Annotated in this window: 21 protein-coding genes; 5 read left to right on the top strand and 16 right to left on the bottom strand. The window is 40.4% G+C overall.

Features of this window, described 5'->3' with window-relative positions:
- Positions 1–7: 7 nt before the first annotated feature.
- From COV52_09700 to COV52_09665, 8 genes are all read right to left on the bottom strand, one after another.
- Entirely contained in the window at positions 8–607 is a 600-nt protein-coding gene (locus COV52_09700) for a hypothetical protein (GenBank protein ID PIR10223.1), read from the bottom strand.
- Positions 608–726: 119 nt separating this feature from the next.
- Positions 727–1,647, bottom strand: a complete 921-nt coding sequence (locus tag COV52_09695) for a hypothetical protein (protein ID PIR10222.1) — start codon at positions 1,645–1,647, stop codon at positions 727–729.
- Positions 1,640–2,440 carry a hypothetical protein gene (locus COV52_09690; protein ID PIR10221.1) on the bottom strand — a complete coding sequence of 267 codons (801 nt, stop codon included), beginning with the start codon at positions 2,438–2,440 and terminating at the stop codon, positions 1,640–1,642. The genes COV52_09695 and COV52_09690 overlap by 8 nt, the downstream gene beginning before the upstream one ends.
- A 65-nt stretch (positions 2,441–2,505) precedes the next feature.
- Positions 2,506–3,159 (bottom strand): hypothetical protein, encoded by a 654-nt coding sequence (locus COV52_09685; protein PIR10220.1) that lies wholly within the window; start codon positions 3,157–3,159, stop codon positions 2,506–2,508.
- Positions 3,152–3,505: a hypothetical protein gene (locus tag COV52_09680; protein PIR10219.1), complete on the bottom strand. Its 354-nt coding sequence runs from the start codon at positions 3,503–3,505 to the stop codon at positions 3,152–3,154. The genes COV52_09685 and COV52_09680 overlap by 8 nt, the downstream gene beginning before the upstream one ends.
- On the bottom strand, positions 3,483–3,758 hold the full coding sequence (locus COV52_09675; protein ID PIR10218.1) for a hypothetical protein: 276 nt from the start codon (positions 3,756–3,758) through the stop codon (positions 3,483–3,485). Before COV52_09675 ends, COV52_09680 begins: the two co-directional genes overlap by 23 nt.
- A 5-nt stretch (positions 3,759–3,763) precedes the next feature.
- Positions 3,764–3,943, bottom strand: coding sequence for a hypothetical protein (locus COV52_09670; GenBank protein ID PIR10217.1), 180 nt, complete (start codon positions 3,941–3,943; stop codon positions 3,764–3,766).
- A 19-nt stretch (positions 3,944–3,962) separates the two neighbouring features.
- Positions 3,963–11,132, bottom strand: a complete 7,170-nt coding sequence (locus tag COV52_09665; protein ID PIR10216.1) for a hypothetical protein — start codon at positions 11,130–11,132, stop codon at positions 3,963–3,965.
- A 360-nt stretch (positions 11,133–11,492) separates the two neighbouring features.
- On the opposite strand from COV52_09665, the gene COV52_09660 reads away from it, so the two are divergent.
- Both COV52_09660 and COV52_09655 read left to right on the top strand, forming a co-directional pair.
- Positions 11,493–11,744 carry a hypothetical protein gene (locus COV52_09660; GenBank protein ID PIR10215.1) on the top strand — a complete coding sequence of 84 codons (252 nt, stop codon included), beginning with the start codon at positions 11,493–11,495 and terminating at the stop codon, positions 11,742–11,744.
- Positions 11,745–11,791: 47 nt separating this feature from the next.
- A complete protein-coding gene (locus COV52_09655; protein PIR10214.1) occupies positions 11,792–12,175 on the top strand; it encodes a hypothetical protein in 384 nt (127 codons plus the stop codon).
- On the opposite strand, the gene COV52_09650 is transcribed toward COV52_09655, so the two are convergent.
- Together COV52_09650 and COV52_09645 are read right to left on the bottom strand one after the other, a co-directional pair.
- Entirely contained in the window at positions 12,172–12,396 is a 225-nt protein-coding gene (locus COV52_09650) for a hypothetical protein (protein PIR10213.1), read from the bottom strand. The two genes, COV52_09655 and COV52_09650, sit on opposite strands and share 4 nt — an antisense overlap.
- 71 nt (positions 12,397–12,467) lie before the next feature.
- Positions 12,468–12,893, bottom strand: coding sequence for a hypothetical protein (locus COV52_09645; protein ID PIR10212.1), 426 nt, complete (start codon positions 12,891–12,893; stop codon positions 12,468–12,470).
- Positions 12,894–13,050: 157 nt separating this feature from the next.
- Between COV52_09645 and COV52_09640 the strand changes: the two genes are divergently transcribed.
- A complete protein-coding gene (locus tag COV52_09640; protein PIR10211.1) occupies positions 13,051–13,275 on the top strand; it encodes a hypothetical protein in 225 nt (74 codons plus the stop codon).
- A 40-nt stretch (positions 13,276–13,315) separates the two neighbouring features.
- Here COV52_09640 and traF read toward each other — a convergent pair whose 3' ends face one another.
- The 6 genes from traF to COV52_09610 form a co-directional block, all read right to left on the bottom strand.
- The gene (gene traF, locus COV52_09635; protein PIR10210.1) at positions 13,316–13,912 is read right to left on the bottom strand and encodes a conjugative transfer signal peptidase TraF; all 597 of its coding nucleotides are present in this window, start codon (positions 13,910–13,912) and stop codon (positions 13,316–13,318) included.
- Between the two features lie 18 nt (positions 13,913–13,930).
- Positions 13,931–14,503 (bottom strand): hypothetical protein, encoded by a 573-nt coding sequence (locus COV52_09630; GenBank protein ID PIR10209.1) that lies wholly within the window; start codon positions 14,501–14,503, stop codon positions 13,931–13,933.
- A 299-nt stretch (positions 14,504–14,802) separates the two neighbouring features.
- Positions 14,803–15,216: a hypothetical protein gene (locus tag COV52_09625; protein PIR10208.1), complete on the bottom strand. Its 414-nt coding sequence runs from the start codon at positions 15,214–15,216 to the stop codon at positions 14,803–14,805.
- Between the two features lie 17 nt (positions 15,217–15,233).
- The gene (locus COV52_09620) at positions 15,234–16,349 is read right to left on the bottom strand and encodes a hypothetical protein (GenBank protein PIR10207.1); all 1,116 of its coding nucleotides are present in this window, start codon (positions 16,347–16,349) and stop codon (positions 15,234–15,236) included.
- A gap of 174 nt (positions 16,350–16,523) precedes the next feature.
- On the bottom strand, positions 16,524–16,769 hold the full coding sequence (locus COV52_09615) for a hypothetical protein (GenBank protein ID PIR10206.1): 246 nt from the start codon (positions 16,767–16,769) through the stop codon (positions 16,524–16,526).
- Positions 16,750–16,986: a hypothetical protein gene (locus COV52_09610; GenBank protein PIR10205.1), complete on the bottom strand. Its 237-nt coding sequence runs from the start codon at positions 16,984–16,986 to the stop codon at positions 16,750–16,752. Before COV52_09610 ends, COV52_09615 begins: the two co-directional genes overlap by 20 nt.
- 203 nt (positions 16,987–17,189) lie before the next feature.
- Between COV52_09610 and COV52_09605 the strand changes: the two genes are divergently transcribed.
- Both COV52_09605 and COV52_09600 read left to right on the top strand, forming a co-directional pair.
- The gene (locus tag COV52_09605) at positions 17,190–17,798 is read left to right on the top strand and encodes a resolvase (GenBank protein PIR10204.1); all 609 of its coding nucleotides are present in this window, start codon (positions 17,190–17,192) and stop codon (positions 17,796–17,798) included.
- 11 nt (positions 17,799–17,809) lie between these two features.
- The coding region (locus COV52_09600) for a transposase (protein ID PIR10203.1) at positions 17,810–19,213 on the top strand (1,404 nt) is incomplete at its 3' end.

Here is a 19,213-nt window from a genome sequence, read left to right as displayed (position 1 = left end):
ACCACTCCTATTGGTTTGTTTGATTTTCTTTATCGGCATCTACTGCGGCTTGATAGGAATCATAAGCTTTTTGTTTTTCACCGTAATGCGTGTCGTAACCAACGTGAGCATCCATTAACGTCTTTTGGTCATAATAAGGGATGCCGTACTTAGCACAAATACTATCGATTTGTTTCCAGCAAAGTCGATTATAAAATCGTCGTAATAATGTCGCCAAGCAAGCGAGTATTACAAGATAATACAAGTAATGTTCAACATGAAAACCAAATATTCTGACATCAAATTGAACATTGTAATAAAGCAACACACTGACTATGGCTAAAACAACCAGCGCTCTAAAGTAATCTTGATAGGGATTCATGCCAACGCAAATACAAATAGTAATAGCAAATCCACCCAGCATCTCTGGCCAAATAAACGGAACGTGTGATAACAACCACATTAATGGTAATGCAAATAATGCTACACAAAATGCAGCAAACACAGCATGGAAACTATAGATATTTCTTGGAACACGGCGAACATCTCCATACATGTCCCACAAAGGCAAGATGGTCTCAAACCAACGAACCTTAATTCTGTGCCCATTGATATTTAGGATAGCCATATAAAATATCTTAAAAATAAGGATAAAATGACTATAGCATAATAAGTGTAATAATGTCAATTATCACACTTATTGGGCTGGTGGCGTTAAACATAGCCATCTCCTTTCCTGTCATCGCATTACACCTCTAACACTTCCCTTAATTTATTCAGCATTACTACGTGTTTTTTCTTGCTCATTTTGCGGACGTTAATAACTTTCCATTTCAAAGCAGGTAATTTATCTAAATTTTTAAACGGTAGCAGCGAATAATCCGGCTCGCCTTGCTTTATTGAAAGCAAAAAATTCCGTTCGTTTTTAGTGAGAGTCACTAATAGCTCTTTTACTAACTTTGATCTAACATCAACCAACTCATTAAGTGGTACTGGTTCAGCCGTCATATTGTTAAATTCACGCGCATAAAGCGAAGAAATATCCAAATAATTTGGATTTAAGAGTTCGTGAATTGGTCTTGAATCACAAGCAAGGTAGACTACAAACGTTTGTCTCAGTAAATCCGTTATACCTTCATTTTCAAATAATAATTTGATGTCAAACAAATCTCTTGGGTGCTGCCTATTAAGAGCAGCGCATATTTTACCTGCAAAAACATCGTTAAAAGACGCAATAGGAATTTCATCAATAAACTCCCCAAACTCTTGGGTTACTTTTTTAGATACAGGCAACCTATTCGCATCAAAAATTGTTCCTCGAAGAACAAAATTTGGCTCAATTTTTACGATAGATTTTTTATCAGAAACCATTAGTTTTACTATGTAATCTTTGTTTTTTGATAGCTGCTTATTAAGCTTCGCATTTGGTACTCGTTTAATAATTAATGCCCCAAATTCATTGAGCAAACGATTCATATTTTCAACGGTACTTTCTCTATTCTCTATATTGGTATAAGTTAAATCTATATCGACAGATATCCTTGGGAAATCACGATAAAATAAGTTAATGGCTGTGCCACCCTTCACTACAAATCCATCTTGCCCTTTTAAACAAGGCAATATTTTAAGTAAAAGCGAGAGTTGATTTTTATATTCTTCACTATACATTAATATCTTCCTCCAAATCACCAGAGCCACTATATGACAACACCAGCTTATACTTAGGGAAGTATTTTCCACCGACGTTTATTGTTCTATCGCCCGAACCAAGAGTGATTTTATTTGTACGTAAATGCTTCAAAACAGGTAGCTGGCACAAATCAGACAAACACAAAAATAATCGTTTGATCAATATGTGGCGACAGTTTTCAAGCATGTGTTGCATTTTTTCAGGACGAATAGTTTGAAGATTTTCAACGAGATTTGCAGCGTGTTCAACACTTACTATCTCTGGCACAAGATACAACAACTCTAATATAGCTCGCTCAGGTTCAGAAACAAGAATCTCTAAGCTTTCAATAGCCTGTGTTTTTAAACCAATTTCTTTATCGAAAATATGGCATTGCTTATAATGAAAAATTTCCTTTTGATTAAAATATTTAATGAACCACCCAGGTAATTTGCTCTTGGTTGATGACGTGTTATATAAATAAATTATTTTTTCTGGCGCTAATCCTAGATAATGTGCTAACCCACTTAACTCTAGCGCAGTAAGTCCGCCTATATGAATATTCTTTTTGAGATCATGCTGGATGGCATAAAGACCACCCTGCCAACTAGCCTTATCATTTTGCCGCACGAAAGCACCGATACCTATCCGCTGTAGCCAACCAGAATGGCAATATTTTTGAATAAGTTGATCTGAGAACCCTTTGGCTTTCAACGCACTCGTGGTTAAAATAGCATTACTGGGCCATGCTTGGTGAAGAAACTGTAATTTATTTTCTATTTCTATACTCATAGTATAGATTATAGAGATTTTTTAAAGAAAAGACAAGAAAATTCATCTTTTTTATCTTGTCCATTCTACTTCATGCAATGTTTCTCCATCAGCCCGTCAAGCTGAAAATTAAGCTCTGTAGAAAGCATCAATTTTGCCTCTACCCGTTCAGGCCAAACCTTCATAATCAACGCTTCACCAGCCAGCGCACCGTCAACTTTAACCTCTCGCTCGGCACCAACGACCCAGGTGGGAACGTTAAGCTCTTTGACCTGGCTAAACATTTTCCTGGCATAATCTTCCAAACGATCTGCTGTCATCGCATCGGGCGCAATAATCAGCATGGCTGTAGGCGCGCCGCACCGCTCGCAAGGCATGACTTCACTTTTCACTAAGTGGTGTTGTTTTTGAAGCGTATACGGCTGAGTTTCACCAGTGCCCTGCCCGCAAATATTTTCCATTTTGCCAATTAACTCTCGGGTTATGGGTTCAAGAATCGTTCTCCGTTTCTGAGTCATTGGATCATCAGGATCACCGCTCACTTCACATACAAACTGAGATTGTCCATTTGGATGCGGCAATATCACTAGCCGTCCTAACTCACCTAATTGATTGTGCCGAAAAACATAGGTCCAAACATTATCAGGTAATAATGTCTTTTTTAAACTGACTTCCTTTGGCAGTAAAAATGGCGTGGCTTTTGCTCGCCGCACTTTTTCATCTAAACTATCTTTATTCATCGTGTTTTCGCTCTATCAACTCGTCTTTATTAGGTTTATCAGCGCACAACTTTTCACGAATAATCGTTTTCGCCTCTTGCCATTCTTCGGGTAATAATTTAGGTTTTAAACATTCCAAACAATGCTTGGCCTCCTTAACACCTTTTTGATCGGCGATATAATACAGCACATAAGCGCTTACTCTATCTTGTTTTACCGCATCGTTCCCTGTTTCATACATTCTCGCTAATAAAAATTGTCCGTGCTTATTGCCTATTTCAGATTGCCGCTTAGCATACCGATAATCGCTTTGATCTACATAGCGCATCATACACTTGTTAAATTTATTCCAAATTTTTTTCAACACTATTGACCTCTTGAGTGATTAATTGGTAACCGTGTTGCTTTCGTTGTTTTTGTATTGCAAAAATTTTCAACTCACCGTCACGATAATTATCACAAGGACAATGACTGAGTTGTCCTAATGCAGTGCTTTTTCGTCCCCATACGCGAGTAACACACCAGCCAAACAAATCTCTTGCCAAATAGACTTCGTAGTAACGATGATTACTCATCTTTTCCCATCGAAACTTTAAATAAGGTTCATAAGACATGGCCATCACACTTAATCACAATAATAGCGATACGTTTCGGCTAAACGCTGTAATGATCGCTCTAACAATAATTCTTCATATAACAGGCGTTCTTTTTTTATTTGATCTTTCTCACCAATAAGTCTATTTTGAATACTGTCCCAATCATGGCATAACTTCTGTGCCTGATTTAATAAAAAATGTTTTCGCATACTATACCTCGCTTATTATTTATCGAGATCGACCACCCCTGGATCGATCATCATCCTTCTTCCTGCCCTGTTTTTTTCCATAACCTTTACCTTGCGTTTGTACTGTTTCATCAAGCATCTTTGTCATGCCAAGAAACGTATCGCGATCAATCGTATCGGTTAATACACGTTTGGCGTCACTGCTTGAAAAAGAATGGCCACTGCCTGGCATTGCCTCGTTTTTTCGCCAAGCCTTAACCAGTGTTGCTTTGTCTTTCATAAATTGACCCGCTGCTTTTTCATAATCCTTACTATAATCTTGCACGGATAGTCGTTGAGCTAATTCAGAAAATTGTCGCTGCGTCTTTGTATCCATTTTAGGTGCGGCAACTTCTTTTAATAAAACCGCTGTATCAATCAATCCCAGTGATTGCCGTTTCATGACGCGCTCTCGAATCAACTTAAATTCACTGGCTGCCTGAATGCGATTGATAGGTTGAGGATGAAAATTAACCTGGCGCACTTCTTCTTTTAAGGCGTCATAAACCGCATTGGCTGTTTTTGCAACCTCTAATGCGTCCTGATAACGATCTTGTTTTGATAATTGATCAACAGCATTAAAATAAGCATTCAATTTTTCGCGCTGCGTTTTCGTGAATTCCATATAATAGCGCTGTTCTTTAACGGGTGTGGGCCGCTTAATAGAAATGGCTTTTTCTTCAAGAATTTTCTTACCTTTAATGGCTCGTGATAGCTTCTCTTTTAGCGATTGCTTTTCTTGAACAGGTGGATTAATGGCTATGCGCTGGATAATGTTTGTCCCGCGTACTTTCTCTTGATGGTGCAAGGATTCATTAATGCTAACATGCGTGTAGTCGCCTTTAAGCCTGCCTTTCACCATCACAACGTGTAGTTTTTGTTTTCGTAAAGCTTCACTTAATTCAAACAACTCTTTTTCATTTTGTTTGTCAAAATTATCGGTGACAAGCGCTATGCTGCCTGGTTTTTTAGGTAATGCATCCATTGCCCAAGTAATATCACCTAAATCCCGATAATGATCCAAACTAACAAAAATATTAGCCTCTGGGTTTCCAACAGCAATGGATTTTGCATCAATCACATTATCAGCAATAAACACAGTAGAGGTATCATTCCCGCGTTGTAAAACGGCAATACACCCTTGGGCGTCCCCTCGAACCATCGTTTGCGTGATATTACCGCTATCTTTAGAAAGAAACATGACAAGCTCTGCTCGTCTCTTCCCCTCTTTATTCAGCACAGGAAAAATCATTGCTTGTTGATACCCTTCTCCACCCGATAATGGCACACGGGGATGATAACGAACATCGGATAAATCAACGCCCATCAACCCCTTTACTTCACGCAAATAATGTTCTGCTGGGGTATAAGCAATCGATTTTGCGTGATCATAATAGAGATCGGCGACACCCATCGTTTTATCCATCAAGCACAATTGTGATTTAAGATCCTCTGCACCCTGTTTAACAAGAACATCATTCCAATCCACTTTTGCAAGCCCCGCAATCTCCAATGGATAAGCTAAACGACAGGAGATCGAGGTTGTATTGAGATTTGATTGTAAAAGCGCAAATGCCTCTTCGGTTGTTTTTCGTGTTTTTGAATGCACACCATCATTGTCCGCCGCTAAAACAACTTCAACAGGCGCAAAGGCAGAAATCACAGGGGCAAGGTTGGGTAAATTATTGATGCCCATCGAGACGAGTACGGTTGCATCAGGATCAATCATCGCCAATGACGCCCCTGTTTCTGGGCCTTCAGCAATAAAAAGGCGTCCGCCTTTTATACCCTTTTGAATAATACCCGCAGAGCCTTGAATAACACCTTTTGATAATTTCGCATTATCCATAAAGGTGGCTTTTCCAGCCGTATTTTTATCCAGATAAATACGTTGAACGCCTGTTAATTCGCCCTGTGCATCTCGAACAGCAATCACCGCCGCAGGGACTTTGTTAGGCTGAACCTTTCGTTCACCATTATCATCATAATTAACCCATTCTGCGCCAATAGGCCAATGACGTATTTCCATACGGGAAAGATGCGACACTTTGCGGTGCTCATTAAAATAGCGTTCAGCTAAAGTGCCAGAAATAGGTTGCGTGCCCTCCCAAATACTTTTTGCAGATTCAATACTCTGCAAACGCGTCGTTGCCATAATTTCATAACGATCTTTAGAACGCGCTGTTGCTTTTGCCTGTACCCTCTGTATAGCTTCAGTGGTCATGGCTTGAGCTTCTGTTAAACCGGCTAATCCCGCGCCATATTTAAGCGCCTCTTTAAAGGGTAAGCCCATCCATTCTTGAATGGCTTTAATCGGGCCACCACCTTTGCTTTCTGTAAACGAATACCACTTGCCCGCATCATTCCCTTTAAGCGTTACAATGAGACCCCCTTCATAACGCCACTCTTTTGAAGTGCGTTTTTTAGGTTCGCCAAACAAGGCCGTGTAGGTTTCTTCTGGGTTCGACATAAGCGCTTGGCTAATGAGTTCAAAGTCCCAATGTTTTTTTGGGGCGGTTTTAGTAGAAGACACCTCCGCCATTTCTTGACTATTAAGCCAAGTGTTGGCCTCATTTCTTAAATCTTTAAAATCAATTTTTTTATCGAAAATAAAATGATAACTTGCACGATTTTTTAATAACTCATTGGCGAAATATCCCCTACTTTTCTCAGTCGCGCTCAAATAGTTCATCACGTCTTGATAAGCAATGTATTGTTGACTGGCTTTATTAAGCATCTCAACATTAATTTTAATTCCTTTGATTTGTGGATCAATCATCCCCTGCTGTGCTGTAGCTTGCACAAACTCATACGCCACACGATTGCGTTGAACGGTAATATGCTTTGCCTCAACCAATAAACGTGCGGTGTCTTTTCCTAAATGCCGAGCCACCTTTACCTGTCCCCAAGCTTTCCCTGCATCAATGCGTTTTTGTTGGTAACGTTCTGCCAATCGAATCATATCGCGCACAGCTTGATCGGGCACACTATTCACTAAATGCAGATAGTCATAATGCCTGGCGCGCTCTTTAATGTCTTGATAAAGACCGGATACACTAACGGCGTGACCAAAGCCTTTCATGTTTTCATTGATATGATGCGCCATGTGCATTTTGCGCATTTCATTCGACTCTTTACGATAACGCTGAAAATAATCATAATGCCGCGCACGGGCTGAAAGCTTAGCTAAATCGACTTTTTCAAAGCCAATCGCGCCCGCATGACGCTCCATATCCTTAATTAAGATGCTCGCGATTTTATCGCGTTGATTCGATAAGCCTTGCGCGCGCAGAGTAAAAGCTTTTGTATTGGGTGACTGTGCGTTACGGCGTTTTATCGCTGCTTGCCACGCATCGCGCGCAGCATAGGCCGCATCAAAATAACGCCGAACCAGTCGATGACTGCTCTTAAATTCAAGACTCATTTTAGAAAGTTGGTGTTTGCGCTCATAACGCCAATTCTCTAAGTTAATGGATTTCCAGCCTTCTTTTAAAGTGTCATTCACATAAATGCCATGCAACTTGGGCGCTGACTTTATTTTGTGGGCTAAGATTTGTTTATGTAAATTATCCTGGCCTACAACTGAATCAGATAGCCCACTAAACTTTTCTACTCTCTCGCGCGCTTGATGATATTTCTGATGTTGAATCAAGCGTTTTTGATCAGCGCTGAAATGTTCAATAATGGGTTCAAAACGGGCATGATTTCCTGCAATTTGATGGGCAATCTCGTTGCGTTTGTTTGAAATGCTTTGCAAGCGTTCTTTGATTGCATCGGTTTTACTGTCTTGATCTGCTAATAACTCGCCCACCTCATAATCCAAATCAAGATAATGTTTAAGCGCTTTAATGTCGGATCGATATTCTATGTCAAATGTTTCAAAGGCCGTGTCATAACGACGCTGATGCATTTGATGCTTTAGTTCAGCAATAAAACGGTTTTTCGTTTTGTTGTCGCCAAAGGCCGAAACAATATGGCCATAATATAAAGACATTTCGCCAACAATCTTATCGGCAATGATGGGCTCGTAAAATTGTTTTAAGGTGTATTGCGAGCCAAGCGCTTTTATTTCCTCGTGTCTATCGCCAAAGGCTTTGGCTTTTTCAATCGCCTCACGACTAATACGATTTCGATCCATAGCCAGCTTGAATTTATTATAATTCGTCTGGATCTCGCGCGCTAACTCACTATTTTGTAATTGTTGCTTGTAAATAGCATGCAGCCGCTCTATTTTCTCTTCCACGTTGATGGGTATGAAACCCTCTTTTGAGGTGACATCAAATATGGCTGCCTTTTCTTTTTCATCTAATCGGGCGGTGCCTTCAACATCATTGAGCTTTTTATCGATGCTAGCAAAAAGTTCACTATTCATCTGGCTGGTATCAAGCATCATTCGAGTGAGTTTGCCCTGCGCATCAAGGGCAGCAAACATCAGTGTTTCTTGATCTGTATAAAGCATCATCACTTTGGGGTCGATACTTTCATTTTCTGGCACAACCTGATAATTCAACTTAAGCTCATAACCAGGCATCGCTTTAAGCGCTTCCACGCTCTTCGCAATCTCAATGCGGCGATCACAAAAATCCGCAACAATAATGGCATCTTGACGTCGCCGCTTCAGTTCGGCATGAGGATCGAGCGATTTTTTAGCTTGTTTTTCTACATAAGCCTGATAGTTCACCAACCATAACAAACTGTCTTGTACCTTAGCGCTTGTTCGACGTACAAAATTAACAGTTCGTTTTGCAACACCGCTGGGTTCAAAACCACGACGAAGTGAAAAACTAGCGGGGTAATCAAAAATATGATCTTTCAAGCCATGACGACTAACCACTTCTTTTAAATCGTCATAGTCTTTAAAGAGTTCATGATCAGCCATAATGGTGAGATTATAGCGATGGCGACTAGAGCCAACCAAAAATAAATGTCGATCATAGCCACGGCTATCAATGTATTCAAACGCATAATCACCCGTGAAACTTTGCATCTTATGAACGGTGGCGGCATAGCCATAATTAAAATCACGGTACTGCGTAGTAGAAAAGGTTATCTCACGGTCGTTATCCAATTTAACCGTTAATGTGTGACCATCGACTTTAACAACCGTGCCAAAATCTCCATTTTTTACCTGTAGACGATAATCATTACGAGAAAATAACACACGCTCGCCTTTTGCGATGGCCAGTTTCCCATTGCTTGTGTCAACCAAAGCGCCCTGCTCTAATACTCCATCAGTAACCAACTTGTCGCGAGCCAATTGATTAAGGTGAGCAACGGTTTCGTTTTTGTAAGCAATTAAAATATGCTCACGCAGCAGTTGTTCTTCATGTTGCTGGTATTGCCGATACCATTGATCAACTAAAGTGGCTTTTGCCACAAGCGCTGTTTCAGCAAAGTAAACTTGACCGTGCTCGTTATAAGCATCCAAACCGTTAGCGGTTTGCTGGGTTTCCATTGCAAGTGTCGCTTTTGCCTGCCAATCAACTTTTTGGCGAATGATGGTGTCCATCACAACGCACCCAGCTTGCTCGATCATTGCTCGCATGGGCGCGCCTCGACCAACGGGCTGAGTCTGCTCCGTGTCACCCGTACCGGCCAGCTTGCCACCAGCCGCTTGAACCACTGAGGTGATTTGATGCATGTCATCTAACGACGTCATGCCCATTTCATCCATCACCAAAATATCGTTAGAGCCAAATTGAGAATAGCCCTGGCGAATGCTCTGCATAAATCCTGCGATAGTTTGTGAGCGTATCCCCGCTTCGCTTTCTAGCCCGCTACTTGCTCGTCCAGAAAAAGCCACACCTCTAACGCGATACCCAGCCTCCTCCCAAACAGCCTTAGCCGCCTTGAGCATATACGTTTTACCTGAACCGGCAACACCAACCACTAATGCTAAATTGCCACTTTGCGTCAAATGCTTAAGCGCTATTCTTTGGCCCTCATTTAAACCAAATTCCTTCGCCACCCTTTCCACCACAACATCAGACACCAAAAAGCTATTCTTGGCTGATAGGCGTTCGGTCATTTGGCTCAATTGGGTTTCAAGGTTAAAGGCTTGCCGCGTCACATAATGGGTTCTACCATCATCACCCAACCCTAAATTAAACAATTCGTCACTCTCGCCAATTTGTTTGGCAATCACATTAAAATCACCCAGTGAATCGGTTTTCTCCATCACCAACGTTTTCAATTCACGCTCACTGAAAACGCTCGATTCCTGCTTGAGTGTCTCAATAATCTCATTGACTAATTGCTCTCTTGAAGCATCTTCACGCTGTTCAATTTGTGATAATACCTGCTCACCAACAACGTATTTTGCTAGCTCATCCTTTACTTGTGCGTGAGTGAACTCGTGGTGCTCTTGCGCCACCTTCGTAGCCAGAAGGTCAGGATTTTCTTTGACCTTCTCGAAGTTCTGAGCGCGGATCAGTTGATTTTCGGCGACACGGATTTCCTGATACTTTGTATCTGTCATATAAGTCGCTTTGCCCACCTTCACCGTTGGGGTCAATTCAAGTCCACGCGCTTTATGACTGCGATGATCAATACGGGCATCAATGCCCTGCTCCATCATTTTTCGATTGGCATAGTCTGCCCAATCCGAGCGAACCTGTGTCACGATTTTACTTAAATCGCCCTTGCCGAAACGGCGCTTTTTACTAAACCCTTCCTCAGTTAATTGGCGCAATGGCATCACCACATGGGCATGAGGATTGATCAATTCCCAATGAATCGCCGTATCACAAAAAACACCATTTACGGCAAGCTTTTCTTTCACAAAACTCTGAACTAACTCAATCGCTGCCTCTTGGTTTAACTCAACAGGAATGGCAAAATCATCATGAAAGTACAATTGAGAGTCACTGCGTTTTTCCATAATCTCGATTTGATTCCAAGCATAATTAGAGAAATTAAGCCCTGTTTTATCAAACAAATATTGGCCATTTTCGTCTTTTACGTGGGAATTTCTAATCTTCAGCGCCCATTCTGGTGCGTCATCAGGTAGCAGGCATTCAGAATAAATAACATCATGCTTATAGGTAAAATCCTTTGTCTCTTGGGTTTTATGGCAGGTACGCTTTTCCCCACGGATATACGCCACCGCAAAGACAGCGTTTTTACCGTCTCCTCGCTTTCCTATCTCACGGTGATAGTGATAGATGGCCATAGGTGTTCCAAATCTTGCTTGGTACTAATTTAGCAGATCGCACCAGCATTCGCAAGAATGCATAAGTGCGCATAGCGATTATCCGGCTATCGCCGGCACTATGCTGATTGGTGTTCGCTTCGCTCACTTTTATTGACTTTTTTGGATTTCTATATCATCATCACTATGCGGTACAGGCGGGGACGCCGATGACCGCGACGGGATTTAAAGGGTGGTGGTAAAACACTACCCTTCCCATAACAAAAAATCGATGATTTAAATAAGGGGGACTCATTGCCGTCCCCCTTTAACCCCCTGCTAGGATATTTCCAGACGGGATTTATCACGGGGAACATTTTTTAGGCTAGGAGTAATTGAATAATGGCAAAACAGAAAAAAAGCCCTGTAGATCAAAAGGCAAAATTGGTTGATCAGCTCAAAGAGATCGAAAAGAAAATTGCTGATTTTGATAAACAGCGGGCTTCTAAGGTTGGTAGCTTGGCTAAACGCTATCGGCTTATTGACTTGTCGGATGATATTTTAGAGAAAGAATTTAAAGGGCTGCGCGATAAATATAAGAACGACCAAGACGCCACCCTATCCAATATGGATGATACTAAAAAAAAATCCTAGCTAAAAAATACCGGCTTAGGCAACGCCTCTCTACCGCCAAGAAACGATTGCGCCACAAAGACGGGCACCGTAAATTTCTACTGGGGCTATCGTTTGAAAAGACAGGGTTAGCCTTGGCGGATAAAAACTATCTTGATAGCGAACAAGCCTTGCAAATTTGCCAAACAATTATTCAGAAAATAGAGCAAGACAATGGCATTGAGCACACCTTTTATCGAGCAGGCGAAAAAGCATTTAATAGCAAAACATTCATGGAAGAAGACGAGCCTATCAAGGAAATACAAGCACTTTTTTGTGAAGCCTGGAAGCGCACACGCTACCATAATCTAGTGCGCCTGGGCGGTGATATTCTGCGCTCCGGTCTTGCTGAATATCCTAAAGCCACTATCTTAGGCGCACTATTCTGGCACGTGAATCAGGTTAGCCATTAATCTGTCGTAACCCCTTCCCCGCTGATCAATTTATCAACCATCGCTCGCCTTCTCCTTTGTAGCCTTCTAAGCTTTCTTTCACTGACCGGCGTTGCCATTGGACTTTTAGACTCACACAACCCTAAATAGGCGCTCATCATTTTGGACTCATTTTGCTTCTGAAGCATGTCATGGTTGCGCTGTTCAATGATTAATTCGTTTTGTAAAATGATACTTGTCATTGCTTTTTCCTCTGTGGTTTAAAGTGATGATGGGGTGGCCCTGTGCATCCACACGGGACCACCTACCCTTTTTATTTTGATTTTGTCGCTTCACGCTTCAAGTGATGGTTTTGGCGTAAACAATTACCCAGCCAAGTATTAAGAAAGCTATTAAGGCTTTTCTTTAATTTTGGCCTAACGTGCTGCTCATCAGGATAAACACGCTGATAACCGAAACTATCTTGATAAGTCAAAGCTTCTGCGCCGCGCCCATCATGAAATATCCGAATTTCCATATCAGGATCAGCAATTAAATCGCCGCTGGGGTGTTTGTAGTAATGGGATAAAGCAATCACCGTATGATCATCACTGACATAAAGCACATCCAAGTTCAAATCCATCATCCCACCACCGCCTAAACTTTTCATGGCCTCGCCCAGTTCAAGCGCCTTAAGGTCGGGGATCAACTTTGCCAATTTATTGTAGAGTCGAGTATGAATAGTATTTACAGTATTCATTAATATTCTCCTATGTGGTTAAATTACATATTAGTATGTTTTAATACTAATATGTAATAATTATAACTGTTCTTGTGTCGGTGTCAACACTTGATTGACATTTTTATTACTTATTAGTAAGATTAATTACATTACAGTTATTCAAGAGGAGCTGTCGATGAGTGAGAAAACCGACTGGGAAACACAGGCCGCTAACTTTTTAAAAGCAGAGCTTACACGTCGTGGTATTAATTATGACGAACTAAGGCAGGCGTTAGAGAAATTAGGCATACAAAAAACAACCAATAATATTACCGTCACAATCAACAGGGGTAAATTTTCGTTTGCTTTTCTACTACAGTGCGCTAAAGCGATTGGCATCAACAAGCTGCAATTGGATTAGGCTTTTAAGAAATACGTGAGATCAATCTAAACAGGACATTTTAAAATATCCATAATGGCAGTAATCGATGTTTAATATTGGCTTTAGGTATTCCGCCATAGTAACGAGAATCCCAAGAATAGCGAGGATCACCAAACCCATACACCCAATACCCTTTTGCCTGATAGGTGCCCTCTTTAATAAAACGATAAACAGGTAAGTGGTCTTTATCAATAATCCGAGTCGGCGCAAAATAACCACTGCCTAAAAACAGGCCATTGACAGAAATTTCATTATTAGCAAGCTTAACGGTATCACCTGGCACCGCAATCACTTGCTTAATCAGTTCTTCACTACCATTAGCACATGAACCACGATGAATATAGCCACGCTCAAGCCCCATCTTAGCAATCGTATCTGGTAAGCAGAATGACACATAATCACCGCGCTTAATCTGTGTTGTATCCGAGATAATGCGATAGAACCCAACCGGTATAGAGCCGGTGTAAGTAAAAATGATACCGAAGACATAAAAAAGCAATGCGAATAACGGGATCATCAGCACGGACAGCATAATACCGAGCACAGTTCTTTTGCTCGGCTTCTTAAGCAACCTTTTCGCGCGGTTGATGTTTTCGTCTGGGTCTTTTTTACTCATTACTCAGATTCCAAAAAATCACTTAGCTTTCGCCGCTAATTGTTTTTCGAGAGATTCACAGCGCGCCTTTGCTACCGCCGCATTAATTTCCGCTTGATGCTGGCTAGCCTGAAGTGTTTCCACTTTTTGCACTAATTTCGTCTCGCGTGATTCTTCATCCTTAAGGCGGGCTTCCAATCCTGCAATCTGTTTCTCTAAAATTAACACCCTCTTTTGATGCTGTGCTTCAAGTGTTGTGATTTTCTCCGTTTGCTCAGCACAGGTTTTCTCCATCTCCGCTAACAAATCCAGCGCTTCCTGGGCACTGTTTTTTTCATCAGCCAATTGTTTCTCAAGGCGCTCGCGTGTTTTTTGAACCACGCGACCAAACTCAGCCAACAAAGCTTGACGAAAACCATCAGAGATATCTTCATCAGTTTCGGTTGCCAACTGTTTTTCGGACTTCCATTGACGCAAGAACTCCATCAGCTTGCTATTAGAGCCGCCGACCTTGGTGCGCACGGCACGCACGCTGACGCGCTGATTCTCACTGTCTAGCTGGTTGGCGGCCTCGGCAAAGACCTCGTAGGTTACTTGGGTAGGTTTACTCATAACAACTCCTCTTTTTAAGATAACAATTAAATAACGTTATTATTTAAAGTAACGTTTCTTTTTGTTATTTTAATTAGATTTCAAGGAGAGTCAAGTGGCACATCTACCTTGATTTGCGCACATGCCATCAAGCACGTGGTTGGGATGGTCGGCGAATAAGGTATTGTTGTTTGATTGGGCAACTAATAATGGCATTACTGACTACTTAGCCAGATGGATTCGCATACATTTTAATCAGCCAATTGCATAGTGCGCGTTGTGCTCTGTATGCTGGTCATCAATTAGTTTGGTTTTACTATTTACTTGAATCGTTTAATGTTGCTGATATTCTCAGGTTGAACATATTGATCAAGCACTGCCTCTGCTTTGTCCGTTGTTAATGGTTTGGATAAAAAATCATCCATACCAGCTCGCTTGGCGTTTTCTCGAAATTCCTCCTCAACGTGTGCCGTTAAGGCCACAATAGGTGTGTGCTGGTGCAGCTTTTCCTCTAACCCACGGATAGTTTCAGTGACAGTGTATCCATCCATATCAGGCAGCCCTAGATCCATAAAAATGAAATCATAACGGTGCTGCTTAAATTGTGTGATTGCTTCAGCACCCGTGTCCGCAGTATCAACCATACAACCAAGCTGTTCTATTGCCATCACCGCCATTTTCTGAGCCAGCTTATGATCTTCTACCACTAAAACACGTAATTTTGAACGATCCATGTTCTGTTCCTTGAGGATCAGTCCTCGTCAATAATTTCATTAGACAACGGAACCTTAAACGGCAAAAATACAACAAATGTTGAGCCTTTTTCTATTTCTGTTGTTAAGTGAATATCACCATCTAACTCATCAATAAATTGTTTAACGATCCTAAGCCCTAACCCAAGCCCTTTATATAACCCCTTATTGCTTGGAATAACTTTCGCAAAGCGTTCGTAAATCAACGCTTTTTTATCATCAGGAATACCCATACCGCTGTCTTCTATCTCGAATTTGACCACAACTTTGCGATCATCTTGATTATCTTGACTTAACGATACTGATAGTTTCGCAAATCCCTGCTTGGTAAACTTAATAGCATTGCTCACCAGATTAATTAAAATACGTTTTAAGCGATAAGGATCGCCGATGACTGCAATGGGAAGTTGGCTATCATATTGTAACGATAAATCAAGTTCTTTGTTCTTTGCCGCAATAGTTTCAATGGTGATGACGCTATCAACCAACTTGCGTAGCGTGAAACTCTTAGAAACAATCGGAAAGGACTCTGACTCTATCCGTGAAAAATCTAAAATCCCGTCACAATAATCCATTAGCTCTTTGGCGCAAATCGCCACATCGTGCAAGATGTTTTTTTTCTCTGGATCTTCTTCTTGATTGGCAAGAATATCAATCATGCCATAAATACCAACAAAAGGCGTGCGAATATCGTGTTCCATATTGCTGATAAAATCCGATTTTATTTTATTCGATTTCTCAGCTTCTTTTTTGGCCTTCTTCAGTTCTTCTTCTCTTTTTTTGCTGTTGGTGATATCAATGGAAATACCAAGCATACCAACAACTTGATTTGCTTTATTTTTCATTGGTACTTTGCTCGATAAGAATATTGCTTTAGTCCCATCTTGCAATTCGGCTGGTTCTTCAACGACCTTGGTTTTTCCGCTTTCCATCACTTCTTGATTGATTTTATCTATTATTTCAGGAATAGCTTTTGTGTTGTAATGCCATGGTAAATCTTTATTTCGCTTACCTACAATTTCCTTTCTGTTATTCAAACCAGACGATTTTGCTTGTGCATCGTTGCAGCCCTGGTAAACACCCGCTCTATCAACCCAATAGACATGTCCAGGCATTAGGGCTATGATGTTCTCAAGAAAGTCTAATCTATCAGTAGCTGCTTGTTTTGCCGCCGTAATATCTAATGATACGCCTGCGCTACCAATGATTTCTCCTCGCTTGTTTTTTAACGGTACTTTAGGGGTTCTCTGGAAGAATCTCCAAAACCGGCCGGTTTTTAATTAATCCTGTTAATCATGCCCTTTCATAATCGTACCAACAGCAATATCTTCATCAATTTCTGGCCAATGCACGCCAATACCATTACCTATTAGACGCCAATTATTTCTATCTTTTTCAGTTGCATCTCGTAATAGTGGAAACCATTCTAGTGGGGCTGAAATTTCTCTTCCATCCGCTAACACAAAATGCAGCGCATTTTTTGTAAAACTGACATCAACTGCATGATCATCAAATTTAACTGCTAAAGTGCTCATACCATTTCTCCAAAAATATTTCGCTATGCTCCATAACAAGTGCTCTAATTTTAGTTAATTCGTGGCTTCTAAAACCTGAGGAGCTTGCCAGGTTTATGGGTTTCAACCACAATTTTGCCACCTTATCACCATGTTCGACATGAATGTGTGGTGGTTCATTCCCTTCCAGGCTGAAAAAGAAAAAACGATAGCCTTTAATTCTTAATACAGTTGGCATGTTTGCCATCCTTGTCTATCTATAATAACCAAATTCGACGGTTCGATAAAACCCTCGTTTTATTGGACCACCATGATTTGATTTTAGTGGTACACTAACGCCCTATTTACGGTACAAGATACTGGTTTTCGTAATCTAAGTCTACCGAATGATGAATTTTTTAAGTATCGTGAACTATCAATTATTTTAAGAAGGATTTTTCCATGAAAATTGGGTACGCCAGGGTCAGCACACGCGAACAAAATTTAGATATGCAAGTCATCGCGCTTGAAAATGCTGGCTGCGAAAAAATTTATGAGGAGAAAGTCAGTGGCGTCAAAGTCGACCGCCCCATCTTAAATAACTTAATCAGTCAGCTGCGCCCCAATGATGTGCTCGTGATTTGGAAACTAGATCGATTGGGTCGCTCGCTTAAAAATTTAATTGAACTCGTTCAACAATTACTGGAAAAGAATATTGGGTTGTGCAGTTTGAATGATCCAATCGATACTACCAATCCGCAAGGACGATTAATTTTTAATATTTTTGCATCGCTTGCTGAATTTGAGCGCGATGTTATTCGTGAGCGCACACAAGCAGGATTAAGTGCGGCGCGTGCACGCGGACGTTGTGGCGGCAGACCCAAAGGATTAGCAAAAGCATCAGAGGCTACCGCTTGCGCTGCAGAAACATTGTATAAAGAGAAAAAGTTATCAGTGAATGATATTTGCAAAAAATTATCCATTTCAAAAAGTACGCTTTATAAATATTTACGTCATAGAAATGTTCCGATTACATATTACGAGATGGCCGCACAAAAAACTAACAATTAAATCTGTCAGGCATGAGCAAAAAACAAATTAATTTATTAACCGATTCCGAGATTTCAGATCTTTATTCAATACCTATATTTAATGATGATAATGAACGAGATCACTTTTTTACACTGGGCGATGCAGAGCATAAACTATTAAAAAAATACACCAGCGTTAAATCAAAAGTCTATTTGATAATGCAAATCGGCTACTTCAAAGCAATACAACAATTCTATAAATTTTCACTCGACGACGTTAAGGATGATGTTAATTTTATTATAAAAAAGCATTACTCATCGGAAGAAAATAAGAAAGAATTAACTGGCACTTTATGGAAAGATAATTATCGCACGCAAAAAGAAGATATTTTAACATTGTACGGGTATCGTGAGTGGTCATACCCACTTAAAAAAATCACTGTAAATCAACTAGAAAAATTAATCCGAATTCACCCAAAAGGAAGTGATACGTTACGTGAATTATATATTTTTCTTGAAAATGAAAAAATAATATTTCCATCGTACCGCACAATACAAGATTTGTTCACACGTGTATTTAAAACAGAACGTGATCGACTTGAAAAAATAGTTCTTGAAATACCTAGTGATCTAAAGAAGCAATTGGAAGAAATTATTAAGAATGATGGCGGACTTACGCAATTAAATGTTATTCGAATGGATCAAAGAGATTTTACATATACTGCATTAAAACTTGAAGTGCAAAAAGTTCTGAAAATAAAAGAGCTGTATCAGCTATGCAAAACGCTGATTCCATCATTACAGTTATCGAATAATGCCGTTCGTTATTATGGATCACTTGCAGAACAATATACCGCATCAAGATTGCGAAGATTAAAAAAGCCACAGCAATCATTGTACATGTTGTGCTTTATTTTTCATCGTTATCAAGAATTCATGGACAACCTAATCACGAGCTTCATGTTCCATCTGCGTGCATTTGTTAATGAGGCAAATAACCATGCGGACGCAAAAGAAGAGGAGTTTGTGAGGGGATTAATGCTGGAATTACCGAACCTGGGAGAATTTCTGGTTTGGAATTCAACCCAAGAAATAAAACAAAACATAACAACTGAAGAATACAGGCAGCTCGGATTTGATATTTTACCCAAAGAAAAACAAGTGGCAATTGCTGATTTAATTTCTGGTACTGGCTTTGATAAAAAGTCTGAAAAATGGAAGTATTATGAATCTCAAGCTAGACGAATCGCTATGTATTTTCGCCCCATTTTATTGGCTGTCGATTTAGAATTTTATAAAGATGACGCTTTAATCGTAAAATTAATTAAAACATTGCGCGATCATTTTATATCTGAAGAACCAAACCCCGATTTATCAAAATCATTGCCTGATGCGTTAATTAAGAAGCTCCCAAAAAGTGCATCTGAATTATTAAAATCCACTGATAACTCAGAA

It is taken from the genome of Gammaproteobacteria bacterium CG11_big_fil_rev_8_21_14_0_20_46_22 (genome assembly GCA_002796245.1).
In the GTDB taxonomy this organism is placed as follows: domain Bacteria; phylum Pseudomonadota; class Gammaproteobacteria; order UBA12402; family UBA12402; genus 1-14-0-20-46-22.
This window is presented reverse-complemented; position numbering and strand designations above follow the sequence as displayed.